Below are 24,070 nucleotides of genomic sequence, written 5' to 3'. Positions count from 1 at the left end.
GGCAAATGCGAGGGCGTTGGCCGGAAAGCCGTCATTGCTGCGACAGCGTCTCAAGGAAAGCCGTCATTGCTGCGAGGGCGCCGCGGGGGTTAGCCGACCACGGTGCCGAACAGCAGTCCCAGCAGGTACGTCGCCGCGGCGGCGCCCATGCCAATGGCCAGCTGGCGCAGGCCGCGCCACAGCGGGGACGCGCCGGAGAGCAGGCCCACCACAGCGCCGGTGCCCATGAGCGTCACGCCCACCAGGACACAGGCCAGCGCGAGCGCACCGATGCCCGTCATGCCAAAGAGGAACGGCAGGATCGGGATGATGGCGCCCGAGGCAAAGAAACAGAAACTGGAAGAGGCAGCACCCCAGGCCGTGCCGAGCGTTTCGTGTTCGTCGGCTTCCTCGAAGTTCTCCGGTTTCAACGACAGGCTGGGATCGCAATCGCAGGTGAACTGCCCCATGCGCTCGGCGGCGCGGTGTTCGGCCGCCTCCCGGGACATGCCGCGGGCGAGGTAGACAAGCACGAGTTCGTTGTTTTCCACGTCCAGTGACGGTCCGGCCGTCAGGGTGACCTGGGTGGGCTGGGAAGCATCCAGGAGTTCGCGCTGCGAGCGGACGGAGACGAACTCGCCGGCGCCCATGGACAGCGCCCCGGCAAGGAGTCCGGCAATGCCGCTGAAGAGCACAACCTGGCTTGAGACGCCCGTGGCGGCCATGCCGGCAACAAGGGAAAGGTTGCTGACCAGGCCGTCATTTGCGCCGAATACAGCAGCACGGAACGATCCGGCGAGCCTGTTGCGCCCGCGCGTCGCCAATCCACGCACCACTTCTTCGTGGATTGATTCATCCGCGGCCATTGCATCCGTGGCGTCGACATCTTCCGCGTAGGGGGAACGCGATTCGGCCCGTTGCGCCAGCGCCAGGACAAAGACCGAGCCGAAGCGGCGGGCCAGCAAACCCAAAAGCTGGTTCCTCATGGACGGCCGGACGGGCTGCCCGGCGTGCTCGCCCAGCAGTTCCAGCCAGTGCCGTTCATGGCGGCCCTCTGCGGCGGCAAGGGCCATCAGGATGGCGTGTTCTTCGCCCTCGCGGCGCTTGGCGAGGTCGCGGTATACGGCAGCCTCGGCCCGTTCATCGGCCAAATACTGCCGCCACCGCTTGATTTCCGTTGGGGTGGGAATCCGTTCAGGCATGGGTCAAGCTCCTCAAAGTCAGCCCTTACTGTAGCTCGGATCCGCGCGGATTTTCGGCCGGGATCCCTCGTGAAATAGTTTCGGCACACCGGAATAACGGCCCGAAAATCCATCTACAGAAAGTACTTGACGTAACGGAAAGTACTTTCGTATAGTTGTGTCAACGAAGCAAGCAACGCAACCAAGGAGAACACCATGGACACCACCACACAGACCAGGACCCACGACTACTACGCCACCCGCATTATGGGGATCGGGATGGCCATGGGTCTGGCGTGCATGGCGGCGCTGTTCATTGCCGGACTCGTCCAGGGCAGCGCCGGCATGACGGTCATGGCCTCCAGCTGCGCAGCATTGCTGGGTGCCACCTGGGCCTCGACCAGCGTGGCAGCCAAGAAGAAGGCTGCAGCCTGACCCCACCGATGTGATCGCCACTCTATTAGTGGGCGTTTTCTCACATCTCGGCGATTCTGCGTAAGATGGCTGCCGAGGGGCCCGCTGCGAGCTTGCGAGCGGTGGGAGGCAGTGAACGGGGAGTTCACCTTTGGCGGTAAAAGTGAATTCCCGCCGTCGTACTTTGAGAGCAAAGCCATCGGCCTCGGCGAAGGTGACCAAGTCATGGCTCCCGCGAAAGCAGGCCCACGATGTACTCTGGCAGTGGAGGCGCAACGATGCACACGATGGCTACTGAGGGCGGGAAACCGGGCACACTATTGATGTCGGTGGGCCGTGCCCTGACGGTTTTGGACTGTATTGGATCGGCCTCGCGCCCTTTGTCGGCCAAGTCCATTGCACGCGCCACGGGCCAGAGCCTGGGAACCACCTACAACGTACTGCGCACCTTGGCCCACTCGAACTACGTGGCGGCCGAGCGGGACGGTTTCGTTCTGGGCCCGGCACACCCCGCACTCGCCACGGGCAGCCAGGCCGTCACGCTTGCACGCAGCCGTGGGATCATGAACGGCCTGCGCGATGAGGTGCGTGCTGCCGTTTACCTCAGCCGCTTCACGGATGGTGAGATCGAGGTGGTGGACATTGTGGACACGCCTCTGACACCGCGCGTGGATCTTTGGGTGGGGATGCAAGATAGTGCGCATGCCTCGGCCTTCGGCAAACAGATTCTGGCCGCCCTGGATAGCAACACCCGCATGGACTACATCACCCGCCATCCGCTGGCCGAACTGACGCCTTACACCATTCGATCACCCAAGGAATTCCTGCGGGAACTGGAACAGAATTCCACGGCCATGATGGACCACCAAGAGTACGCCCTGGGCTTCACCTGCCTTGCGGTTCCAGTGTCCACCTCTTCGTGGATTGGGGCCCTGGCGCTTTCCTTGCCCTCCGGACCGCATGACGCCGCCTCCGGAACATCCCGCGCAGAGTATGCCAAAGCGCTTCACGAGGCGGCCGGGCAACTATCGCTGGTGCTTGGCACCGGCCCGGACTTGCCCTGACCCGAGCGCCACGGTCAAGGCCCGCCTTTTCACAGGCTGAAATCTGGGCCGTATCTTCTGGCGCGCCGCCCGCCTACGCTCTGAGGACAGGGACGTTGATCCGGCAATGAGCAGCGCGATGCGCAATGCCACCACCGGTATCGACGCAACCTGTTCGGACACGATGGATGGACAAAGGAGTCGCTATGACCACCGAAACGACTGAGGCCGCAATGGCGCTCAGTGCGGAGCAGCGCCAAGGACTGCTGCGCCAGATGATTCTGATCAGGACCTTTGAAGAGGCCATCCTCCGCGAATATCATGCGGACAAAGGGCCGGGGTTCGACATTGGCAAGGGCCTGATTCCGGGTGAAATGCACCTGGCCGCCGGGCAGGAACCCGTGGCTGCCGGGATATGCGCCCACCTCGAACAAGGGGACGGGCTCACAGCAGCCCACCGCCCGCACCACCTGGCCATCGCCAAGGGGATGAATCTGCGCTCGCTGACGGGTGAGATCTTCGGCCGCGAATCCGGGTTGGGCCGCGGACGCGGCGGGCATATGCACCTCTTCGATCCGTCGATCCATTTCTCCTGCTCGGGCATCGTCGCCGAGGGTTTTCCACCCGCGCTGGGGCAGGCGTTCGCTTTCCGCAACGCCGGCACCAACAACATCGCCGTCACTGTGGCCGGTGAGGGTGCGGCCAATGCCGGCGCCTTCCACGAGTCCCTGAACCTGGCCGCCCTTTGGAAGCTGCCTGTCATCTTCGTCATCGAGGACAATGACTGGGGCATTTCCGTCCCTCGGAGCTCCTCGACGTCGGTTCCCTCCAATGCCGTCCGCGCCGCCGGGTACGGGATCCCGGGTGTTCGGATCGAGGGCAACGACGTGGAAGCTGTCTACGCCGCGGCCGCCGAGGCTGTTGCCCGGGCCCGGGCAGGGGAAGGTCCCAGCTTGATCGAGGTTCACACCCTGCGCCTGTTGGGCCACTTCGAGGGCGACGCCCAGGGCTATCGGACCGATCTGGCCACCGTACCGGGCGAAGACCCCATCCCTGTTTATCGCCAGAAACTGCTCGACGCTGGAGCCGTCACCGAGGCTGAAGTCGCCGCCATGGAAGATGAGGCACGCGCCCAGGTGGAGGACGCCGTCGAGCATGCCAAAAATTCGCCAACGCCCAACCCTGCCGAGGCACTCAAGTACGTCTTTGTGGAAGGAGCCTCGTCATGAGCGCAACAACGGAAAATACGACGGCGGCACGTACGTCCCTGCCGCTTGAACCGCCCGCTGGGACGCGCCGGCTCAACACGGCCAAGGCGCTGCAGGAGGCCATCGGCTCGCAAATGGAGCAGGACCCGTCCGTGTTTGTCATGGGCGAGGATGTGGGAGCCTACGGCGGCATCTTCTCCTCCACAACTGGCCTGCTGGAGAAGTTCGGGCCGGAGCGGATCATTGACACGCCCATCTCGGAGTCGGCCTTCATCGGGCTGGGCATCGGGGCAGCTGTGGAGGGCATGCGGCCCATTGTGGAGCTCATGTTCGTGGACTTCTTCGGCGTCTGCATGGACCAGATCTACAACCACATGGCCAAGATTCACTACGAGTCCGGCGGCAACGTCCGCGTTCCCATGGTCCTCATGACGGCCGTGGGCGGCGGCTATTCCGACGGCGCCCAGCACTCCCAGGCGCTGTGGGGCACCTTCGCACATCTGCCAGGCATGAAGGTCGTGATCCCGTCGAACCCCTACGACGCCAAGGGGCTCATGACGGCGGCCATCCGCTCCGACGATCCCGTGGTCTACATGTTCCACAAGGGTGTCATGGGCCTGGCCTGGATGGCGAAGAACAAGCGCTCCATCGGTGCCGTGCCCGAGGAGGACTATGAGGTCCCGCTGGGCAAGGCGAAGGTGGTTCGTGAGGGGACGGACGTCAGTATTGTGACGCTCTCACTCTCGGTGCACCACAGCCTGGACGTCGCCGAGAAGCTGGCGGACGAGGGCATCAGCGTCGAGGTCCTGGACCTGCGGTCGCTGGTTCCGCTGGACCGTGAGACCATCATCGCCACGGCCTCGAAGACCGGCAAGGTCATCGTGGTCGACGAGGATTACCAGTCCTTTGGCCTTTCCGGCGAGATTGCGGCCACGATCGCCGAGCACAGCCCCACCCTGCTGACGCACTTCAGCCGGGTCTGCATGCCGGATACACCCATTCCATACGCCCAAGAACTCGAATATGCTGTGTTGCCAACGGCCACACGCATTGAGGCCGCGGTCCGAAAGGCGGTTGCCGCATGAGTGAAGTCCTGTTCCCGATGATGACAGGGGATGGCTCCGAGCCCGGCGTCCTGGCCACCTGGTACGTGGCCGACGGGGAAGTGGTTGCGGAAAAGCACCTGCTCGCCGAGGTTGCCATAGACAAGGTCGACGCCGAGATTTACGCCCCCGTTTCCGGCACCGTCCGGCTTCGGGTGGCCGAGGGTGACGAGGTGGCCCAGGGCGCTGTCATCGCCGTGATCGAGCCCTGACTCCTCCAAGCGGCCGGCCGGCCCACGAAGAACACCTGCCGCATGCGGCAGGTGTTCTTCGTGTCCGTGTCATGGGACGGCCCAGGTAATATGAGCTTGTGATTACCGGATCGGCCTCGCGCCACGCACGGATTGGCAAGCCGGCGGGCTCCTGAACCGCGCCCGTTCCGGCCGCGCCCGAAGCCGGGCACCTCCTTCGCACCGCTGAACCCAGCCCCGCCCGCGGCGAACCGCGCCGCACGGCGGGCGACACCACCCAGCGAAGGAGAAAACACCATGCCAGCAACTTTCAACCACACCATCATCGCGGCCACTGACCGGACTGCCTCGGCCCGCTTCTACTGCGACATCCTGGAAGCCGAGCCCGCACAGTCCTGGGGCCCGTTCACCAACATCACCCTGGCCGAGGGGGTCATGCTCCAGTTTGCCGAGCCGCCGGTTCAGATCCAGATGCAGCACTACGCCTTTCTGGTGGACGACGCGCACTTTGACCGCGCGCTCAACCGCTTCAAGGAGGCCGGCATCGAATACTGGGCCGACCCGCAGATGGCGCGCGCAGCCGAGACGAACACCGAGCACGGCGGCCGCGGCGTCTACTTCAGGGACCCTGCCGGGCACGGCCTGGAACTCATCACGCAGCCGTACTTTTAGAAGCGGGGCGGGTGCTTAGTAGGCTTCCAGCTTGAATCCAATGCCGCGCCCGGCGCGCACCCCGGTCTGCGCAACTGTGATCACCAGGGTGCTGATCTCCGGAATCCAGCGTGCCGGCAGGACCGCCTGGCCCAGGGCGGAGACCAGCAGGGCCGGGTCCGGCGACCAGAAGGCGCGGTGCCCGTTCGGGGTCAGGAAGGTGACGGCGCCGAGGTTGACGTCAACGGCGGGCAGCACCGAAATCCCGCGCGTGTGGGCGGCGGCGGGGCGGGTGGAGGGGGCGACAACGGAAAATGACATGGCCTGAACCTTCTCTTGCTCTTGCCTGCGGAGGTCCCCGCCGGCCGCTTCCTCATCCGAACCACCCGTGAAGCATGGGGTTGGCGTGCGGCCAGTCGGAGCTTGGCGCCGCATCTCTTGAAGCTGGTCCCACTGTACGTCCTTTAAGCGCGACGGCGGCGGGTTCCGAAATATATTACGGAACCCGCCGCCGTCGACCATTAATAAACGGCACCAAAAAACGCCGGGAATCCTTGAAGAATTGCGGATTCCCGGCGTTTTCTGCGGGCCGGATGCTGGGGGCCAGATTACTTCGCCAGGGCGGGGGCTTCCTCGTCCGGGTTGGAGTCGGTGGCGGCTGCAGCCAGGCGGTCGTCCCAGGCCTTGCGGATGTGCGCCGGTGTGGGCGGGGTCAGCAGGGACACCACCACGTAGACGATCAGCGAGGATGCCAGGCCGAAGTAGATCGGCTCGTTGGCGTAGATGCCGTCGGCGCTGGGGATGGCGCCGGTGGCGTACAGGATCAGCGAGGCGATCGTGACAATGCAGCCCACGGCCATGGACCAGGCGGCGCCGAGGCCGGTTCCGCGCTTCCAGACCAGGCCGCCGATGATGGCCACCAGGAGGCCGCCGACGAGGATGTCATAGGCGATGGTCAGGGCAAACACGACGTCGTTGAGCACGATCGAGATGGCGACCACGGCAATGCCAAGGACCAGGACGTACCAGCGGTTGGCGTTGACGTCGTGCTCGGGGTTGGAGGTGTCGGAGGTGTCGATCTTCTTGCCGAACCAGCTGGCCACGAACGGGACGACGTCCTTGCGGGCCACGGTGGCGGCGGCGATCAGGGCGCCGGAGGCGGTGGACATCATGGCGGCCACGGCGGCGGCCATTACGATGCCGCCGATGCCCATGGGCAGCAGGTAGGTTGCGACCTCGGCGTAGACGGCGTCCTTGCCAAGGTTTGCCACGTCAATGGTGGGCAGCGCGACGGCGGCTGCCATGCCGATCAGGGCGCCGGCGATGCCGTACAGGACGCAGTAGATGCCGGCCGAGGCGCCGCCCCACCGTGCCACCTGCGGGGTGCGGGCGGTGAAGACGCGCTGCCAGATGTCCTGGCCGATGAGCAGGCCCAGCGTGTAGATGACGAAGTAGGTGATGATGGTCTGCGTGCCGATGCCGTCCCACTGGAAGAAGCTGGCTTCCACCCTGTCCTGGATGCCGGACAGGCCGCCGGCGGCGTTCCAGGCGAAGGGCAGCATGAGGAAGAAGATGCCCACGGTCTTGATGATGAACTGCACCTGGTCGGCCAGGGTGATGGACCACATGCCGCCGATCGTGGAGTAGATCAGCACGATCACGCCGCCGATGGCGATGGCGAGCCAGCGGTCCCAGCCAAAGAGCACCACAAAGATGGTGGCATAGGCGCCGGTGGAGGTTGCCGAGATCATGATGGTGTAGGCCAGCATGACGATGCCGGACATCTTGGTGGTCTCCTGGCCGTAGCGCAGGCTGAGCATCTGCGAGACCGTGTAGATCTTCAGCTTCTGCAGGGTGGGCGCGAACAGCAGGCTGAGCAGCAGCACGCCCATGCCGATGGCCACCACGAGCCACATGCCGGAGATGCCGAACTTGTAGCCCAGGCCCACGCCTCCCACGGTTGAGGCGCCGCCAAGGACGACGGCGGCCATGGTGCCGGTGTAGAGGAAGGGTCCCAGGCGGCGGCCGGCCACGAGGAAGTCGCTGTTGTTCTTGGTGCGGGACTTTCCCCACCAGCCAAAGGCCAGCATGGCCACCAAATATAAGACAACAATGGCTATGTTTAAGTCCATGCGAAGCTCCAGTGCGCGAAGTTGATGATTGGTCCCCAAGTAATAAATTGCCTCTAAAGCAACAATTGTTGTCTATTAGGCTAAACTGTGATGGTAGTTACAGTCAATATGCCGTCTGAAAACACGGGGCGGCCACGTCCTGCAAGGAGCCCCATGAAAGCCCTGCCCCTGGAACCCAGCACCGATCCGGTGGCGATCGGATCACGGATCCGTGCGGCTCGGCAGGACCAGCGGCTCACGATCGAGCAGGTGGCCGATGCAACCGGGCTCACCAAGGGGTTCCTGAGCCGGGTCGAGCGGGATTTGACCTCACCCAGTGTGGCCTCACTGGTGACACTGTGCCAGGTGCTTTCGATTTCCATCGGCGACCTCTTTTCCGCCCCGGAAATCCATTTGGCCCGCCGCGGGGAGGGCCCCCGCATCTCCCTGGGCGGCGAGGGGATTGTCGAGCGGCTCCTGACGTCGCGTTCCGAACGGCGCCTGCAGATCCTTGGCGCCACCATTGAACCGTTCGGCCGCGGGGAATCGGAACTCTATGCCGTGGACTGCGACGTGGACGTGCTGCACATCGTCAGCGGCGAACTGAGGCTGCGCATGACGCAGGAATCCTATGACCTCAAGGCGGGGGACACCCTGTCCTTCCCGGGCCGGGAACCGCACAGCTGGGAAAACCTCACGGACAGGCCTGTTGAGGCGCTGTGGATCCTGGTGCCGGCCGCCTCGGGCTCCGGCGGCTAGGCGCTTCCCATGACACCCGGCATTGTGGTGGAAGCCGAGTTGCCGGCCCGTCTCTCCGACTATGACGCAGTTGTTGCACAAAAAGCGAGTAAGCAAGCGCTTTCCGCTGCAACAACGGCGTCATAGATGGGTCGGCAGGGAGCACGCACCGTCGGGCGCTACCCCGTTCCTCAGCCCACGTGCACCCAGGGGCGCAGGGTCAGCTCCGGCTCGGCCTCGCGGAGGACCTCGCGGGTGACGGGTGCGATCTCGCCCTCGCCGATGAACAGGTACTTCAGCAGGTTCTTGATGGGGTTGCCCTCCGTCCAGCGGAAGTAAATATGCGGGATCAGGCCGGTGGCGTCGCGGATGTGAAGAAGGACGGCTGCGATGGTGTTGGGGACGTTGGAGGAGTGGACCTGCAGGATCTTGAAGCCGTGGCGGGTGATGCCGCGGACCTCGAGGGCGGTTTCAAAGTCGGAGGAGTCGTCCACGATGACCTCCATGAAAAGCACCTCGCGGGGGTCGCCGATCTCGTTGACGGACGCCGCGTGGGCCAGCTTGCGGCGGTAGGCGGAGGCGCTGCGGGTCTTGGGGTCGTGCGAGATGATGCGGATGGTGCCCTCGTCCACCGCGGCCACAAAGTTCATGGCGGCCTCGTCCATGCGGATCCACGTGGCGCGCAGTTCAAACGAGCGCCGCATGCGGGAGAGCAGGCTGACAATGACGATGCCCAGAATGAACAGGAGGGCGATCTTCAGGCCGTCCGGGCGCTCGATCGAGTTGGCCACGGTGGTGTAGATGAACGCCACGGACACGGCGCCGAAGCCGATGGTCTTGGCCCGCTCGCGCTTGCGCCGGGCGGAGAGCGTCACGGCGACGGCGGCCGAGGTGATGAGCACCAGCACGCCGGTGGCGTAGGCGCCTCCCTGGGCATCGACGTCGGCCTTGAAAATGATGGTGATGAGAACCGCGACGGCGGTGAACACCAGCACCAGCGGGCGCACCGCGGCGGCCCACTGCGGGGCCATGCCGAAGCGCGGCAGGTAGCGCGGGACGAGGTTGAGCAGTCCGGCCATGGCGCTGGCGCCGGCAAACCAGAGGATCGCGATGGTGCTGATGTCGTAGACGGTGCCGAAGCCCTCGCCGAGAAGGTCGTGGGCCAGGAATGCCAGGGCGCGGCCGTTTGCTGCGCCGCCGGGCTGGAATTCATTGGCGGGGATCAGGATGGTGGTGGCGAGCGAGGAGGTGATGAGGAAAGTGCTCATGATGAGCGCCGCAGTCGTCAGGAGGCGGTGGGCGCCCTTGATGCGGCCCTCCGGGTTTTCCTCCGTATCCGTGGGGCGGCCCTTGATCTGGGGCATGACGGCCACGCCGGTTTCAAAGCCGGACAGGCCCAGGGCCAGCCGCGGGAAGACAAGGAGCGCCACGGCCACCACCATGACGGGGTTGCCGTGCTGCGTGGTCAGGGCCGTCCACCAGTCGGCCGTGAGCAGCGGGCTGCCCGCCACATTGACCAGCGCGACGGCGATGACCACCAGGTTGAGCGTGAGGAAGACCGCCACGAGCGCCACGGCGATGCCGATTGCCTCCTTGAAGCCGCGGAGGAACACGGCGGCCAGGGCGGCGATCAGCACGAGGGTGATGGCCACGTTGTGCCCCTGCAGGAATGAGGGTGCGAAGGGGTTTTCGATGACGTGGGCGGTGGCGTCGGCGGCGGAGAGCGTGATGGTGATCATGAAGTCGGTGGCCGCAAAACCGAGCAGGGCCAGGACGAACAGTTTGCCCCACCAGCGGGGGAGGAGGCGCTCGAGCATGGCGATGGATCCGGCGCCGTGGGGGCTTTCGCGGGCCACCCGCTTGTAAACCGGCAGGGCTCCGAACAGGGTCACGATCACCAGCACGATGGTGGCCAGCGGGGCGAGCACGCCCGCAGCGAGCGCGGCGATGGCGGGCTGGTAGCCGAGGGTGGAGAAGTAGTCGAGGCCGGTCAGGCACATGACACGCCACCACGAGTGACGCTTGTGGTGTTCATCCGGGCGGCCGTGGGGGCCCTGCCGCTTGCCGGAACTTTCCGGCATGCCCTCGAGCAGCCAGTGGCGCAGGGCTGCCCTGCCCCGCGGTTTTCCGGTTGCCCCGGGGTCTGCTGGAGCTTTGGCGAGGGATGTCACGGGCGGCCTTTCGTTGTCCGGCCGTCCATTGGCGGCTTATGGAGACTAGCACCGGCTGGGGGTTGCGGAGCCCTGTATTGACGAAATCTTTACGGACATTCTTGCGCCGAATCCCCAAAAGGGATGCCCGACACGGCACTTCGTGCCGGCAGGCCGCCGCGGGGTGCGGACGGTCGCGAAAATGTACCTTCCAGAAAACTTTTGGTTCACATTGGTGAACATCGGTTGTACGATGGTGAACAACTTCGGTGTGACGCACGTCTAATCGTGCGCACCCGCCGCCAAACGCTTCCACACGAAACGAGGACGTCCATGAAAGAGATCCGCATCGAGGCCAACGGGAACCTTGGCCCGATCGATTCCTCCCAGATCCCGCGCTACGCCGGTGCTGCGACGTATGCGCGCCTGCCGCGGCTGGACCAGGTTGGCAAGGCGGACGTCGCCGTGGTCGGTGTTCCCTTTGACAGCGGCGTTTCCTACCGCCCGGGCGCGCGCTTCGGTGCGAACCACGTCCGCGAGGCTTCACGCCTGTTGCGCCCGTACAACCCGGCCTGGGACGTCTCCCCGTTTGAAAACTGCCAGGTGGCGGACGCCGGAGACATGGCCGTGAACCCCTTCAACATCAACGAGGCCATCGAGACCATCCAGCAGAACGCGCTGGACCTGACGGCGGATGGCGCCAAGCTGCTGACTATCGGCGGCGACCACACCATTGCCCTGCCGCTGCTGCGCGCCGCCGCCGAGCGCGCCGGCGAGCCCGTGGCCATGCTGCACTTTGACGCCCACCTGGACACCTGGGACACCTACTTCGGCGCAGAGTACACGCACGGCACCCCGTTCCGCCGCGCCGTCGAGGAAGGCATCCTGGACACCGAGGCCATCTCCCACGTGGGAACCCGCGGCCCGCTGTACGGCAAGAAGGACCTCGACGACGACCACCGCTTCGGCTTCGGCATCGTCACCGCCGCGGACGTCTACTACCAGGGCGTGCTGGAAACGGTGGCCAAGATCCGCGACCGCATCGGCAGCCGCCCCCTCTACATCTCCGTGGACATTGACGTCCTGGACCCCGCGCACGCGCCCGGCACCGGCACCCCCGAGGCCGGCGGCATCACGAGCCGCGAGCTCATTGAGATCATCCGCGGCTTCCGCGGCATGAACCTGGTGGGCGCCGACATCGTGGAAGTGGCGCCCGCCTACGACCACGCCGAGATCACGGGCATCGCGGCCAGCCATGTCGGCTACGAACTCGTCACCCTGATGGCGGACAACCATGTTGCGGGGGACCGCTTCGGCACGCCGAACGGCTACGCCGCCCAGGCCCTTGACGCAGAAGCACGACGCCGGCCGGCCGGGTTCCGCGCCGCCGCCACCACCGAAGGGGAGAGCAAGTGAACGACGCGGCAACCGGCCACATGACCGATTTTGACCCCGGGGCGCCGGCCCCGACGAAGGACACCATGCAGCGCAACGGCGGGGACCTCGTCGTTGAAACCCTGACCGCGCTCGGCGCGAAGACGGTGTTCGGCATCCCCGGCCAGCACGCCCTGGGCCTCTTTGATGCGCTCAGCCGCTCGCCCCTGCACTTTGTTTCCTCGCGCGTGGAGAACAACTCCGCGTTCGCCGCCGACGGTTACTCGCGCGCCACGGGCGAGGTGGGCGTGCTGTTCCTGTCCACCGGCCCCGGCGCACTGACGGCACTCGCCGGGCTGCAGGAAGCGTACGCGACCGGCGTGCCCATGATCGTTGTGGCCAGCCAGATCCCGCTCGAAGGGCTGGGAGCGCGCCGCAAGGGCATGCTGCACCAGCTCGACGACCAGAAGGCCTCCGCCGCGAACGTGACGAAGAGCCAGCGGCTCATCCAGCACGCCTCCGGCATCCCCTCGGCCATCCAGGATGCCTGGACCGAGGCCGTGTCCTCCCCGCAGGGACCGGTCTGGGTTGAGGTGCCGCAGAACGTGCTGCTGGACCCCATCTTTGTCCCGGCCGTGGAGGATGCGCTGGCCGAGCCCTTTGACAACCCGCCGCGCGTGGAGCTTGTCCGTGAGGCCGTGAAGTGGCTAACCGACGCGAAGCGCCCGGCGATCGTGGCCGGCGGCGGCACCCGCCGCGGCCGCGCCGAGGCGTCCCTGCTCTCCATTGCCGAAAAGCTCAACGCCCCCGTGGTGTGCACGCCCGGCGGCAACGGCTCCTTCCCCTGGAACCATGAGCTCTCGCTGCAGTCGTGGATGGAGGACCGCTACGTCACCGAGGTCCTGGAAGACGCCGATGTGCTGGTCGTCGTCGGATCTTCACTGGGGGAGGTGTCCAGCAACTACTTCACCATGGAGCCGCGCGGGCGCATCATCCAGATCGACGCCGAACCCCGCGTCCTCGAGTCCAACCGCCCGGCCCTGGGCATCCGCGCCGACGCCGGCCAGGCCCTGAGTGCGCTCGATGAGGCGCTCGACGCCTCGCTCAGTGCCGACGCCGACTGGCACGGGTCCACGCCGCAGGCCGTTGTCGCTGAAACGCTGGCCAAGGTGCAGGCCCGGCTCGACGAGCAGGACCTGACACTGGAACGCAAGTTCATGGCCGACATCCGCGAGGCCGTCCCCGCGGACATGCAGACGTTCTGGGACATGACCATCTCCGCCTACTGGGGCTGGAGCTGCTGGGATTCGCGCGACGGAGAATTCCACTCCGCCCAGGGTGCAGGAGGCCTCGGCTACGGTTTCCCGGCGGCGATCGGCGGCGCACTCGGCCTGCAGAGCCAGGGCAAGCCTGCCCGGGTGCTGGCAGTTGCCGGCGACGGCTCCTCGATGTACTCCATCTCTGAGCTGGCCACGGCGAAGCAGCACAATGCCCCGGTCACCTGGTTGATCGTGGACGACGGCGGCTACGGGATCCTGCGCGAGTACATGGTGGGAGCCTTCGGCAAGGCCACCCACACGGAGCTGGCCCGGCCGGACTTCGTCAAGCTCGCGGAGGCCTTCGGGGTGCCGGCCCGGCGCGTGGCCCCCGAAGAAGTCGGGGACGCGCTCAGGGCGGGCTTCGCCGCCGATGGGCCCAACGTCGTCGTGGTGGACGTGCTCCTGAAGATGTTTGGGCCCACCCACCTGGACATCTAAGCACCCGCCGAACGTACAGAAGATGCCGATGCTGCCCGCCAACATCGGCATCTTCTGTACGTTCGACGGCGGTCGGACGGCTGGTGTCCGGGAGACGGACGGATGCCTGCGTGTCGGTGGCGGTCGATAGGATGAAACCCATGAGTAACACTGTTGGGGCGCAGTCCCGTCCGTTTCAGGTTGACCTCCACGGCGTTGTTGACCTGCTGAGCCGCCACATTTATTCGGGGCCGCAGGTGTACCTGCGCGAACTGATCCAAAACGGGCGCGACGCCATCGTTGCCCGCCGCGGGGCTGAGGGTCCAGACGCCGCGGGCCGCCGCGAGATCCGCATCTTCCCGGCCGGCCCCGACAACCCCGAATTCCGGATCGACGACGACGGCGTGGGCCTGAACGCCGACGAAATGACGGAGCTGCTGGCCACCGTGGGCCGCAGCTCCAAGCGCGACCTCTTCGACCTGCCGCGCCAGGACCTGCTGGGCCAGTTCGGGATCGGCCTGCTCTCCTGCTTCATGGTGGCGGATGAAATCACGGTGGTCTCGCGCAAGGAAGGCGAAAGCGCCGTCCGGTGGGTGGGGAGCGCATCGGGGACGTTCACGGTGGAGGTGCTGGACGCCGTCGACCTTCCTGTGGGAACCAGCGTGAAGCTGCGCCCGCGCGCCGACGACGCCGAGCTGTGCCACCGGACGCAGGTCACCGAACTGGCCACCCGCTACGCCCGCTACCTGCCCGTGCCCATCCTCGTCGCGGACGGCACCGGCGGCTTCGACACCATCAACCGCCCGCCGGTATTTGCCGTGGCGGGCGAGGAGAGGGCCGGCCGGCGCAGCGAGCTGATGGAGCTGGGCACCGCCCTGCTTGGCGCGCGCCCGCTGGACGCCGTCGAGCTCAGCAGCCCCGCCACCGGCACCCGCGGCACCGCGTTCATCCTGCCGTTCGCGCCGCCGCCCTCTGCACGAGCCGCGCACGCCGTCCATGTGGGCGGCATGCTGGTGGAGGAGCGCTGCCAGGACCTGCTGCCGGAGTGGGCGTTCTTTGCGCGCGCCGTGGTCGATTCCACCGGCTTGAAGCCCACGGCATCTCGCGAATCGCTCGTGGCCGACGAATCCCTGGAGGCCACCCGCGAGGAGCTCGGCGCGGCGCTGCGGGCGTGGATCATGCGCATGGGCACCGGCAGCCCGGACAAACTGGCCGCGTTTGTGGCGGTCCACCACCTGGGTCTGAAGTCCCTGGTGGCGCACGACGACGACCTTGCCTCGTTCCTGACGCGCTGGCTCAGCGTGGAGACCACTGCGGGACGGATGACGATCGAGGAATTGGTCGCGCGGGGCAAGAACATCCGCTACACCGATTCGCTGGAGGAGTTCCGCCAGATTGCCGCGATTGTGCCGGCGGAATCGCCCGTGGTCAACGGCGGGTACGTGTACGACTCGGAGATCATCCGGCGCCTGCCGTTCCTGTTTGAGGGCACCACGGTGGAAAAGGTGGAGCTGGCCTCGCTGCTGGATTCGCTCGCGGTGCCGGCCCTGGCCGAACGTGCCGCGGTGGCCGCCTTTGAACAGCGCGCCGGCGCCGTGCTGGCGGGCCTGGACATGCAGGTCAGTGTGCGCAGCTTCGCACCCGCGGACGTGTCTGCCCTTTACCTGGCCGACGACTCGGTGCTGCGCGGCATGCACCGCAACGCCGCCCGGCGCGTGTCCAATACACTGTGGAACAGCGTGCTCGCCAAGGCCGAGAAGTCCATGGATGCCGCCGCGGAGCTCAACAGCCAGCTGGCCAGGGCAACGCTGTGCGCCAACTGGGACAACCCGCTGGTCCGCACCCTGGCCCAAAGCAGTGACGAGGCCGTGTTCAACCGGACCATCAAGCTGCTGTACGTGCAGTCGATGCTGGCCGCGCACCTGCCCCTGGGTCCGGCCCAGCGCAGCCTGCTGACCGAATCGCTGGGCGACCTCGTCCAGCTGAGCCTGAACCACTAAGACCAACCGACCAACCGTGTGCCGCCCGCCCGGGCGGTGCCGCCGTGCGGGGCCGTGCCCCGCAAGACACCCGCCCCGGGGAGAAAGCAGCCATGAGCTCTGAAGAACTTGAAGACCTGATCGCCGAAGCCACGGAAACGAACTGGGGTGCCGGCCTCGACGAGATCCTGGACAAGGCACTGGCCCTGGCCGTCGAGCAGGGGGATGAGTCGGGCGAGTACCGGGTGCGGCTGCAGCTGGGCAACAACGCCCAGATGACCGGGGACACGGACAGGCTGCTGAGCAACTTCGCCTGGTGCCTCGCCAAGCACGACGAGGACCCCGTGCGGTTCCCCAACGAACCCGATCCGGGCAGCGACCTGATGTGGCAGTTCAAGTGGATGGTGGGTGCCCTGGGCGCCGACCCGCAGTTCTCCACGGAACAAATCGACGCCGTCATGGCCGACATGGACGCCCACTACCGCCGCGCCGGGCTGGGCCTGTCCGGGGTGGCCACGGCACGCTTTGAATCCGCCTTCCAAAACGGGCACCTGGACCAGGCCCGCACAGCCTTCGAGACGGTGCAGTCCACCAGCCGCGACGAGTACTCGCACTGCGACGCCTGCGTCCGCTCGGTCGCCATGGACTACCACTTCAGCACCGGCGAGGTGGACAGGGGCATCGCCGAGTTCACCGAAATCATGGAGGGCGGCCTCAGCTGCGCGGAGGAGCCGGAGAACGCCATGTCCACGGCCCTGGTGCCGCTGCTGCGCAAGGGCGACGTCGAAGGGCTGGCTTCCCTGCACCGGCGCAGCTACCGCGACGCCCGCGGCAATGCCGACAACATCGGCATCATCGCCAACCACATTGCCTTCTGCGCCATCACGGGCAACGAGGCCCGCGGCCTGGCCCTGGCCGAACGCCACCTCGCCTGGCTCGCGCACGACGTGCTCTCGCACCGCAGCCACATGGGCTTCCTGACCGCCGTGGCACTGCTGCTGGACAAGGTGGACGCCGCCGGGCATGGCGACATCCCGGTCCGGGGCTCAGGCAGCGCACTGCTCACACCCTTCTTCGGACAGCGCAGCGGCGACCTCACCGCCGTCGAACTGGCGCCGCTGTGCTGGGCTGCGGCGGACGCACTGGCGGCGGACTTTGACACCCGCAACGGCAACGACTGGCATGCCCGGCTCGTGGCCGCGCGCCGGGAGATGGCAGCCGAGAGCCACGAACTGAGCCTTGGCACGGAAAGTTTTGCCCCGCCCGCACCCCGGGCCGGCGAGGAGCCGCGCACGGGCGCACAGTGGCGCCAGCACGCCGTCGATCTTGCCTCCACCGGCCAAAGCGATGCCGCCATGGCAGCCTGCGCCAGCGGGTTGCGCAGCACGGATGACCCCCGGGAAGCCGCCGCCCTGCACGGTGCCGTGATCGGCATCATCGGCGGCATCGGCGATGAGAGGAACCTTCCCCTGCTGCGGGAGGCCGTCGCCCTGCGGGCCGCCGCACTGCGCGAAGCCGGTGAGGAGGAACTGGCCGGGCTGGCCGAACGGACCGCCGAACTGCTGGCCGGACCGGACGACGAGGACACCAACGCCGGCAAGCTCGACGCCATTGACCGTGAATTGCAGGCTCTCTCCGGCCATGCGGAAGCCAAGGCTGAACTGTTCGCCGAGAAGTCCATGGTCCTGATGGGCCTGGACAGAATAGGGCAGGCGCGCGCCGCGCTGGCCGGGATGGATGCGGCCCTGCTGGAATGGGACGCCGCACCGCTGCCGGAGGGGCATGGCGCGGAAGCCATGGCTGATGCGCGCTGCCGCGCCCGGGCCATGCACTCGTCGATGATGCTGCGCCTGGCCATCGAGGACGGCAACCTGCCCGAGATGCGCTCCTGGCTCGCAACCAGCCTCGGGCAGGAAACCTCGGTGGTCCGCAGGGCGTCCGCGATCGGGCTGCGTGCCCGACTGAAGGCGCAGGACGGCGACCTGCCCGGGGCCCTGTCCGACGCCGAGGAATCGACCGAGCTGCTGCTGGGCCTGGGTGCGCGGGAAGCCGCGGCCCAGTCGACCCAGCTGTCGGCCGCCATCCTGAACGACATGGGCCGCACCGAGGAATTCCGGGCACGGCTGCGCTTCGGCATCCAGCAGGCCCAGCTGGCGGAGTCCCCGCACGTGCTGGGCCTGGCCCACTCACTGGCCCGGGACCTGGTGGAGCACGGTTCCCACGACGAAGCAGTGGAGCTCCTGGACGAGACCCTCAACGGCGGCCTGGAGATCGGCGACCACGACCGAGGGGAACTGTTCGACCTCCTCGGCAACGCACTGCGCGGTGCCGGGGAACTTGGCGGGGCACTAAACGCCTGGGAGCTCGGCGTGGACAGCTTCGCGGCCAACGGGGAGGCGGACCGCGTGGCGCAGCTGCACCTTGCCGCCAGCTCCCTCTGCCAGGGCGCCGGGCACCACGACATGGCCGCCCGCAGCGCCCGTGCCGCCGTGGACTCGTTGAATGAGGCTTTGAAGGATGAAGCTCCCGGGATCGACCCGGAACTCCTGATCGCCGCCCACATGCAGCTGGCCGAGGCGCTCAGCATGGACGACGACGAAGCCGCCGAGGGCGTCATGGACGCGGCAGCGATGCTGGCCGTCCAGGCGGACTCGCCGGTCCAGGCCGCCGAAATCCAGCTCATCCGGGCCCGCCACCTGTTCCGGGCGGGCGACGTCGACGCGGCCGTGGCCAATGCACTGCAGGCCTCCAGCGCCCTGGAAACGCTCGAAGATGCGGGCCAGCAGTCGGTGGTGGCGCTCCTGCAGGCGGCGCACATGTTGGACAACGCCAAGCGGCACGACGACGCCGTGGCCATCTACCACAGCGTCATCGACGAACTGGAGGGGGACGCCCAGGGGCTGGAGATAGTGCGCCACCAGCTGGCCGACTGCCTCGAGTCCGCCGGCCGCAGCGCCGAGGCCCTCGCCGTCCGTGCCGAGGCGGAGGCGGGCCGCCAAAAGTAGCCCACTTCCCGGACGCCGCACCACATAAACACCAGTTTTCCCGGACGCTGCACCACTTCCGGCCGCGGGCCGCCGGGAACCGGGCCTTTCCGGGACCTGACCCGCCTAGACTGGGCCGCATGGGAATTGTCTATGCGGCACAGCTGAAGCCGTCAAAAATGGAACTTGTCGCTGACTGGCTGCCGAAGCAGGCCTGGTTTGAAGGGGATGCTTCGTCGCTGGTGCGGCTGGGGTCGTTCCGCTTCGACGACCCCGCCGGCGAGGTGGGCATCGAGACGCACATCGTGGGTGCCGGGGACGAGGTCTACCAAGTGCCGCTGACGTACCGGGGCACACCGTTGGCAGGCGCCGAGGCGTTCCTGGTCGGCACCATGGAGCACTCTGTCCTGGGCAGCCGGTGGGTGTACGACGCCGCCGGCGATCCCGTCTACGCCGGTGAACTGGCCGCCGCACTCCTGGCCGCCAAGCCGCAGGCTGTGGAGTACAAGGAGGTGGACGGTGAGATGGTCGTGCTGCCGCACACCGCTGAACTTTCCAGCACCGGGATGCCCGACGCCGATCTGCCGGACTTGCGCTTCGGCGCGGCCGTGACGTCCGGGGGAGTCACCACTGTCCCCGCCGGGCCGCTGACCTTGGAGTTGCAGCGGGTTCTTGACGCGGATGCCACCGCGGCCGTGCCGTTCCTCGCCGTCACCTGGGCCGGCCAGGATGTTCCTGTCGTCATTGCAACCACTGTCCCGGCATAGGGTCAGCGGCGCCGTTGGCTCCTGAACATCAGGACAAAGGCGCCCACAACTACTGCGGCAACCAGCAGGAACAGCAGAAGCTCCGGCCAGCCGATGCTGACACCGTGCGTGTCATGGCACTCGGCAACGCCGCTGACACAACTCAGCGGCAGGATTAGCGGGCTCATGGTTCCAGTCAATGTTATGGCGGCGGCGGTTGCAAGCACGGAACGGTCTCGTTGTGGCAACCGGTGAAAACCCGGCGCCACGTCCATCATGTGTCCCGGAGCCACCGCTGGATTTGCCGTTCCCGCCAGTACAACGAACCAGCCGGGTTAGCCGGGCCGGCGCCATCAATCACGCCGGACAGACGCCTAGTTGCCGCGCTGTGTCAGGACCAGGGGCCCGTCCTCGGTGATGGCAATGGTGTGTTCGGAATGGGCGGTGCGGCTGCCGTTGGCGCTGAGCAGGGTCCATCCGTCGGGGGCCTTCTTGAGCTTGTCGGTGCCCCGCATGAACCAGGGCTCGATGGCGATGACCAGCCCCGGTTTCAGGGGAAAGCCGCGGCCGGGCCGCCCGTCGTTGGCAACGAACGGGTCCCCGTGCATGGTCCGGCCCACGCCGTGGCCGCCAAATTCCATGTTGACCTTGAGTCCGGCTTCCCGGGCGACACTGCCGATGGCGTAGGAGATGTCACCGATTTTGTTGCCCACCACGGCTACGGAGATTGCCTTCTCGAGGGCCCGCTCCGTGAGTTCGATCAGTTCCAGGTCCTCCGGACGGGCTGTTCCCACGACGAAACTAATGGCGGAATCGGCCACCCAGCCGTCCACGCTGGCGGCAAAATCCAGTGTCAGCAGGTCGCCGTCTCGCAGTCGGTAGGGGTGCGGCAGCCCATGGAGCACCGCATCATTGACCGAGGTGCACAAGACGTGGCCGAACGGGCCGGAGCCGAAGGACGGTGCGTAGTCCAGGTAGCAGGAAGTGGCGCCGCGCTCCCGAATGAGGTTGTGGGCCATGGCGTTGAGTTCGAGGAGGTCCACGCCAACAGCGGCATGTTCCTTCAATGCCGTGAGCGTCGAAGCCACGAAGCTGCCGGCAGCCTTCATTTCCCCGAGTACTTTCATGGAGTGCAGTTCGATCATGGGATCCGGCCTTTCCGCCAGTCGGTACAACAGTGCAGGTAAAACATTACCGGTATAACCATACCGGCGGTAGTATTGGTTCCATGGTACGGGTGCCGCTCACTGCGGAAGAAATCAAGCGCGGACAGGAGTTGGGTGCTGCACTGCGCATGGCGAGGGGTGCGCGAACCATGGTCGACGTGGCCCTGTGTGCCGGAGTTTCAGTGGAAACGCTGCGAAAAATCGAAACCGGACGCAGTCCTTCGCCGGAGTTCTTTACGATCCTGCGCATTTGCGCCGAACTGGGCATGTCAATGGACAACCTCGGGTCGCCCGCCGGCGAAGCCGGCAACGAATCCGCCCTGGCCTCCTAAAAATTTGACTCTTGTGGATCTTTCCGCCGGCCCTGGGCGCTGAGCCTCGGGTCAAACCCGCAGCGCCGCCCTGGCGCCATTGCCGAACCGGGGTCTAACCCGCACCATGCCGCGCCCCCTTCACCCACCCGGGCCATGGCCTGCGAGACAGGTGCAGGTCGTACACCTATTTCGCGGGGTTAACCCATTTTCGGCAAAACGGGCCCCACAGCACGCGGTTTGAGCCCCTTCTCGGCGCACGGCCCCGCTCCAGAACCATGGCGGGCCGCGCAGGCCGCGCCATCGCTGCCAGGACAGGTTCCAAGAGCCAAAAACTTCCCAAAAAACTTCCCTCGCACTGTTGCACCCTCACTACTTAACGCTACTATGTACTGGTAGTCAGCGTTACTAAGTAGAAAGGAGCGGCACAGTGGGAAAGCAAATGACAGAGATGCTCAAGGGCACTCTCGAAGGCATCGTCCTGGCAATCCTGGCCAGGGCCCCGGCCTATGGCTACGAGATCACCTCGCGGCTGCGGGCCAAGGGCTTTGACGACATCGCCGAAGGCACCGTCTATGCGCTGTTGGTGAGAATCGAGCGCAACGGGCTGGTCGACGTCGAAAAGAAGCCGTCTGAAAAGGGCCCGCCGCGCAAGGTGTATTCGCTCAACCCGCAGGGCCGGGCGGAACTGGATGAATTTTGGAAAACTTGGGGCTTCGTGGCCGAACGGCTCGAAACGCTCCGCGAAGGAGACAAGAAATAATGGCTGCAAAGTGGATCGAGACGGTCACCGGATCGCTCGAGCAAAAGAAGCAATACCGTGAACACAAAGCACTCGTGAAGGCGCTGCCGGCCCCATACCGCACGGCCGCCGAGGCGATCGAGCGCTACCTGATGTACTTCGGCAACATCAGCGACGGTGGGGTCATGCTCACCATGCTGGACGACCTCGGTGAGCTCTTCGAACAGGCCGCCGCGGACGGGACGCCGGTGCGCAGCATCGTCGGCGCCGACCCCGTCGAATTCGTCGAAACTTTCCTGGCCAACTATTCCGAAGGCCAGTGGATCAGCAAGGAACGCCAGCGCCTGGTCAATGCCATCAACGGCATCGCGGACGCGGAAAACTAAGGAAGCCAGCCATGGCAACTTCAACAACGCAGGCCGCCATCACGGTGGCGGGCCTGGAAAAGTCATACAAGGACGTGCACGTGCTGCGCGGCGTTGATTTCGAGGTGGCGCGCGGCAGCATCTTCGCCCTCCTCGGCTCCAACGGCGCGGGCAAGACCACCATCGTCAACATCCTCTCCACGCTCTTGAAGCACGACGCCGGTGCTGCCGCCGTCAACGGCTTCGACGTCACCTCCGCCGCGGGGGGACGTGCGGGCGTCAATCAGCCTCACCGGGCAGTTCGCCGCCGTCGATGAAATCCTTTCGGGACGGGAGAACCTGGTCCTGGTGGCCCGGCTGCGGCACCTGCCAAACCCCGGCGGGATTGCCGACGAGCTGCTGGCCCGCTTCTCCCTGACAGAGGCCGGCGGGCGGCGGACAGCCACCTACTCCGGCGGCATGCGCCGCCGGCTGGACATCGCCATGAGCCTGATCGGCAACCCGCCGGTCATCTTCCTGGACGAGCCCACCACCGGCCTGGACCCGGAGGCGCGCCTGGAAGTCTGGGGCGCCGTCAAGGCCCTGGCAGGCGCCGGGACCACCGTCATGCTGACCACGCAGACCCTTGACGAGGCCGAGCACCTGGCCGACCGGATCGCGATCCTCCACGAGGGCCACATCATCGTCAACGGCACCCTGGCCGAGCTCAAGGCACTCCTGCCGCCGGCCAAGATTGAATACGTGGAGAAGCAGCCCACCCTGGAAGACGTCTATTTCGCCGTCGTCGGCGGGGGCGGTGCCGGAAACGGCGCCGCAGCGTCCGAAAACGGCGCCCACGATGCCGCCACGAACGGGACGGAACTGTCATGAGCACCCATTTCCTCTCCGACACCAACGTCCTGCTGGGCCGCTCGCTGCGGCACATCACGCGCAGCATGGACACCATCATCACCACGACCCTGATGCCGATCGCGTTCCTGCTGCTGTTTGTCTACGTGTTCGGCGGCGCCATCAACACCGGCTCGGAGTCCTATGTGAGCTACCTGCTGCCGGGCATCCTGGTCATCACCATCGCCTCCGGCATCTCCTACACCGCCCTGCGGCTGTTCCAAGACATGCAGGGCGGCATCTTTGCCCGTTTCCAGTCCATGCCGATTGCCCGCTCCGCCATGTTGTGGGCGCACGTGCTGACGTCGCTGGTCGCCAACATGGTGGCCGTCATCGTCGTCGTGCTGGTGGCCTTCGCCATCGGATTCCGTTCCGGTGCCGGTGTGCTGGCCTGGCTGGCGGTGGCCGGAATCCTGCTCCTGCTGACCCTCGCCCTGACCTGGATCGCCATCATTCCGGGCCTCACGGCAAAGTCGATCGACGGCGCCAGCGCCTTCGCCTACCCGCTGATCTTCCTGCCGTTCATCAGCTCCGCCTTTGTCCCCACCGGCACCATGCCCGGCCCGCTGGCATGGTTCGCCGAAAACCAGCCGGTGACATCCATTGTCAACACCATCCGGAACCTGCTAGAGCAGCAGCCCGTGGGTGCCGACATCTGTATTGCCCTCGCCTGGTGCGTCGGCATCCTGGTGGTGGCCTATGCAGTGGCGATGGCGGTCTACAAGAAGAAGACCGCATAGCTGTCGCCACACCACTGCATCACAGCTCGAGTGTGCAGATAAGGCCCTGACTCCAGATTGGGACCACAGACAAGGCCCCCAAAACCGTGTTTTGGGGGCCTTGTCTGTATTGTCGAGCTCAGGGGTTGGGGAAGTGGACGGATTTCACGGTTTGCGGAGGCGATGTTGGGCGGGTCCTAGTGCTGGATGACTGGTTCCTGCTCCGCACGGGGAAGGCTCGCGACATATGCGATCACCGCAACCGTGAACAAGAGCAGGAAGCCGAGCATG

Annotated in this window: 22 protein-coding genes, 1 pseudogene and 1 riboswitch; of the genes and pseudogenes, 17 read left to right on the top strand and 6 right to left on the bottom strand. The window is 66.2% G+C overall.

The window, feature by feature from the left end; translation table 11 throughout:
* Positions 1-89: 89 nt before the first annotated feature.
* Positions 90-1,181, bottom strand: a complete 1,092-nt coding sequence (locus JOF48_RS03290; protein ID WP_209677265.1) for a VIT1/CCC1 transporter family protein — start codon at positions 1,179-1,181, stop codon at positions 90-92.
* A gap of 195 nt (positions 1,182-1,376) precedes the next feature.
* On the opposite strand from JOF48_RS03290, the gene JOF48_RS03285 reads away from it, so the two are divergent.
* From JOF48_RS03285 to JOF48_RS03260, 6 genes are all read left to right on the top strand, one after another.
* Positions 1,377-1,595 carry a hypothetical protein gene (locus JOF48_RS03285; protein ID WP_209677264.1) on the top strand — a complete coding sequence of 73 codons (219 nt, stop codon included), beginning with the start codon at positions 1,377-1,379 and terminating at the stop codon, positions 1,593-1,595.
* A gap of 266 nt (positions 1,596-1,861) precedes the next feature.
* On the top strand, positions 1,862-2,638 hold the full coding sequence (locus tag JOF48_RS03280) for an IclR family transcriptional regulator (RefSeq protein ID WP_209677263.1): 777 nt from the start codon (positions 1,862-1,864) through the stop codon (positions 2,636-2,638).
* A gap of 185 nt (positions 2,639-2,823) precedes the next feature.
* A complete protein-coding gene (locus JOF48_RS03275) occupies positions 2,824-3,846 on the top strand; it encodes a thiamine pyrophosphate-dependent dehydrogenase E1 component subunit alpha (protein WP_209677262.1) in 1,023 nt (340 codons plus the stop codon).
* Positions 3,843-4,910 (top strand): alpha-ketoacid dehydrogenase subunit beta, encoded by a 1,068-nt coding sequence (locus JOF48_RS03270; protein ID WP_209677261.1) that lies wholly within the window; start codon positions 3,843-3,845, stop codon positions 4,908-4,910. Before JOF48_RS03275 ends, JOF48_RS03270 begins: the two co-directional genes overlap by 4 nt.
* Entirely contained in the window at positions 4,907-5,140 is a 234-nt protein-coding gene (locus JOF48_RS03265; protein WP_209677260.1) for a biotin/lipoyl-containing protein, read from the top strand. Before JOF48_RS03270 ends, JOF48_RS03265 begins: the two co-directional genes overlap by 4 nt.
* Positions 5,141-5,416: 276 nt before the next feature.
* Positions 5,417-5,791 (top strand): VOC family protein, encoded by a 375-nt coding sequence (locus JOF48_RS03260; protein ID WP_209677259.1) that lies wholly within the window; start codon positions 5,417-5,419, stop codon positions 5,789-5,791.
* A gap of 15 nt (positions 5,792-5,806) precedes the next feature.
* On the opposite strand, the gene JOF48_RS03255 is transcribed toward JOF48_RS03260, so the two are convergent.
* A complete protein-coding gene (locus tag JOF48_RS03255; protein ID WP_209677258.1) occupies positions 5,807-6,091 on the bottom strand; it encodes a hypothetical protein in 285 nt (94 codons plus the stop codon).
* 12 nt (positions 6,092-6,103) lie between these two features.
* Positions 6,104-6,214, bottom strand: a riboswitch (SAM riboswitch).
* 164 nt (positions 6,215-6,378) lie between these two features.
* On the bottom strand, positions 6,379-7,902 hold the full coding sequence (locus tag JOF48_RS03250) for a sodium:solute symporter family protein (RefSeq protein ID WP_209677256.1): 1,524 nt from the start codon (positions 7,900-7,902) through the stop codon (positions 6,379-6,381).
* 153 nt (positions 7,903-8,055) lie between these two features.
* Here JOF48_RS03250 and JOF48_RS03245 point away from each other — a divergent pair, with 153 nt between their 5' ends.
* Positions 8,056-8,640 (top strand): helix-turn-helix domain-containing protein, encoded by a 585-nt coding sequence (locus JOF48_RS03245; protein ID WP_209677254.1) that lies wholly within the window; start codon positions 8,056-8,058, stop codon positions 8,638-8,640.
* Between the two features lie 170 nt (positions 8,641-8,810).
* Here JOF48_RS03245 and JOF48_RS03240 read toward each other — a convergent pair whose 3' ends face one another.
* Positions 8,811-10,790 (bottom strand): APC family permease, encoded by a 1,980-nt coding sequence (locus JOF48_RS03240; protein WP_209677252.1) that lies wholly within the window; start codon positions 10,788-10,790, stop codon positions 8,811-8,813.
* Positions 10,791-11,102: 312 nt separating this feature from the next.
* Here JOF48_RS03240 and speB point away from each other — a divergent pair, with 312 nt between their 5' ends.
* From speB to JOF48_RS03215, 5 genes are all read left to right on the top strand, one after another.
* On the top strand, positions 11,103-12,185 hold the full coding sequence (gene speB, locus JOF48_RS03235; RefSeq protein ID WP_209677250.1) for an agmatinase: 1,083 nt from the start codon (positions 11,103-11,105) through the stop codon (positions 12,183-12,185).
* Between the two features lie 20 nt (positions 12,186-12,205).
* Positions 12,206-13,900 carry a thiamine pyrophosphate-binding protein gene (locus JOF48_RS03230; protein ID WP_209684087.1) on the top strand — a complete coding sequence of 565 codons (1,695 nt, stop codon included), beginning with the start codon at positions 12,206-12,208 and terminating at the stop codon, positions 13,898-13,900.
* Between the two features lie 140 nt (positions 13,901-14,040).
* The gene (locus tag JOF48_RS03225) at positions 14,041-15,879 is read left to right on the top strand and encodes an HSP90 family protein (protein WP_209677248.1); all 1,839 of its coding nucleotides are present in this window, start codon (positions 14,041-14,043) and stop codon (positions 15,877-15,879) included.
* A 92-nt stretch (positions 15,880-15,971) separates the two neighbouring features.
* A complete protein-coding gene (locus JOF48_RS03220) occupies positions 15,972-18,863 on the top strand; it encodes a hypothetical protein (protein ID WP_209677246.1) in 2,892 nt (963 codons plus the stop codon).
* A 119-nt stretch (positions 18,864-18,982) separates the two neighbouring features.
* Positions 18,983-19,609 (top strand): CG0192-related protein, encoded by a 627-nt coding sequence (locus JOF48_RS03215; RefSeq protein WP_209677244.1) that lies wholly within the window; start codon positions 18,983-18,985, stop codon positions 19,607-19,609.
* Positions 19,610-19,611: 2 nt separating this feature from the next.
* Here JOF48_RS03215 and JOF48_RS03210 read toward each other — a convergent pair whose 3' ends face one another.
* A complete protein-coding gene (locus JOF48_RS03210) occupies positions 19,612-19,776 on the bottom strand; it encodes a hypothetical protein (protein ID WP_209677242.1) in 165 nt (54 codons plus the stop codon).
* 186 nt (positions 19,777-19,962) lie between these two features.
* Positions 19,963-20,733: a type I methionyl aminopeptidase gene (gene map, locus JOF48_RS03205; RefSeq protein ID WP_209677240.1), complete on the bottom strand. Its 771-nt coding sequence runs from the start codon at positions 20,731-20,733 to the stop codon at positions 19,963-19,965.
* Between the two features lie 83 nt (positions 20,734-20,816).
* On the opposite strand from map, the gene JOF48_RS03200 reads away from it, so the two are divergent.
* From JOF48_RS03200 to JOF48_RS03180, 5 genes and pseudogenes are all read left to right on the top strand, one after another.
* Positions 20,817-21,086, top strand: coding sequence for a helix-turn-helix transcriptional regulator (locus tag JOF48_RS03200; RefSeq protein WP_209677237.1), 270 nt, complete (start codon positions 20,817-20,819; stop codon positions 21,084-21,086).
* Between the two features lie 409 nt (positions 21,087-21,495).
* Positions 21,496-21,828, top strand: coding sequence for a PadR family transcriptional regulator (locus JOF48_RS03195; protein ID WP_342591141.1), 333 nt, complete (start codon positions 21,496-21,498; stop codon positions 21,826-21,828).
* Positions 21,828-22,193 (top strand): DUF1048 domain-containing protein, encoded by a 366-nt coding sequence (locus JOF48_RS03190; protein WP_209677235.1) that lies wholly within the window; start codon positions 21,828-21,830, stop codon positions 22,191-22,193. Before JOF48_RS03195 ends, JOF48_RS03190 begins: the two co-directional genes overlap by 1 nt.
* Positions 22,194-22,204: 11 nt before the next feature.
* Positions 22,205-23,042 (top strand): annotated as a pseudogene (locus JOF48_RS03185) (ABC transporter ATP-binding protein).
* Complete coding sequence (locus tag JOF48_RS03180) at positions 23,039-23,800, top strand: ABC transporter permease (protein WP_209677233.1); 762 nt, start codon at positions 23,039-23,041, stop codon at positions 23,798-23,800. Before JOF48_RS03185 ends, JOF48_RS03180 begins: the two are co-directional and overlap by 4 nt.
* Positions 23,801-24,070: the final 270 nt, after the last annotated feature.

Origin of the sequence: Arthrobacter stackebrandtii, assembly GCF_017876675.1 — a bacterium.
In the GTDB taxonomy this organism is placed as follows: Bacteria; Actinomycetota; Actinomycetes; order Actinomycetales; family Micrococcaceae; genus Specibacter; species Specibacter stackebrandtii.
Note: the sequence above shows the minus strand (reverse complement) of the source record. Positions and strands in the feature narration are given on the sequence as shown.

Coding starts and splice junctions, on each gene's coding strand:
- JOF48_RS03230 (WP_209684087.1), top strand. CDS start 12,206: ATGACCGATTTTGACCCCGGGGCGCCGGCCCCGACGAAGGACACCATG.
- JOF48_RS03255 (WP_209677258.1), bottom strand. CDS start 6,091: ATGTCATTTTCCGTTGTCGCCCCCTCCACCCGCCCCGCCGCCGCCCAC.
- JOF48_RS03190 (WP_209677235.1), top strand. CDS start 21,828: ATGGCTGCAAAGTGGATCGAGACGGTCACCGGATCGCTCGAGCAAAAG.
- JOF48_RS03210 (WP_209677242.1), bottom strand. CDS start 19,776: ATGAGCCCGCTAATCCTGCCGCTGAGTTGTGTCAGCGGCGTTGCCGAG.
- JOF48_RS03285 (WP_209677264.1), top strand. CDS start 1,377: ATGGACACCACCACACAGACCAGGACCCACGACTACTACGCCACCCGC.
- JOF48_RS03270 (WP_209677261.1), top strand. CDS start 3,843: ATGAGCGCAACAACGGAAAATACGACGGCGGCACGTACGTCCCTGCCG.
- JOF48_RS03290 (WP_209677265.1), bottom strand. CDS start 1,181: ATGCCTGAACGGATTCCCACCCCAACGGAAATCAAGCGGTGGCGGCAG.
- map (WP_209677240.1), bottom strand. CDS start 20,733: ATGATCGAACTGCACTCCATGAAAGTACTCGGGGAAATGAAGGCTGCC.
- JOF48_RS03260 (WP_209677259.1), top strand. CDS start 5,417: ATGCCAGCAACTTTCAACCACACCATCATCGCGGCCACTGACCGGACT.
- JOF48_RS03280 (WP_209677263.1), top strand. CDS start 1,862: ATGGCTACTGAGGGCGGGAAACCGGGCACACTATTGATGTCGGTGGGC.
- JOF48_RS03225 (WP_209677248.1), top strand. CDS start 14,041: ATGAGTAACACTGTTGGGGCGCAGTCCCGTCCGTTTCAGGTTGACCTC.
- JOF48_RS03200 (WP_209677237.1), top strand. CDS start 20,817: ATGGTACGGGTGCCGCTCACTGCGGAAGAAATCAAGCGCGGACAGGAG.
- JOF48_RS03250 (WP_209677256.1), bottom strand. CDS start 7,902: ATGGACTTAAACATAGCCATTGTTGTCTTATATTTGGTGGCCATGCTG.
- speB (WP_209677250.1), top strand. CDS start 11,103: ATGAAAGAGATCCGCATCGAGGCCAACGGGAACCTTGGCCCGATCGAT.
- JOF48_RS03245 (WP_209677254.1), top strand. CDS start 8,056: ATGAAAGCCCTGCCCCTGGAACCCAGCACCGATCCGGTGGCGATCGGA.
- JOF48_RS03215 (WP_209677244.1), top strand. CDS start 18,983: ATGGGAATTGTCTATGCGGCACAGCTGAAGCCGTCAAAAATGGAACTT.
- JOF48_RS03265 (WP_209677260.1), top strand. CDS start 4,907: ATGAGTGAAGTCCTGTTCCCGATGATGACAGGGGATGGCTCCGAGCCC.
- JOF48_RS03180 (WP_209677233.1), top strand. CDS start 23,039: ATGAGCACCCATTTCCTCTCCGACACCAACGTCCTGCTGGGCCGCTCG.
- JOF48_RS03220 (WP_209677246.1), top strand. CDS start 15,972: ATGAGCTCTGAAGAACTTGAAGACCTGATCGCCGAAGCCACGGAAACG.
- JOF48_RS03275 (WP_209677262.1), top strand. CDS start 2,824: ATGACCACCGAAACGACTGAGGCCGCAATGGCGCTCAGTGCGGAGCAG.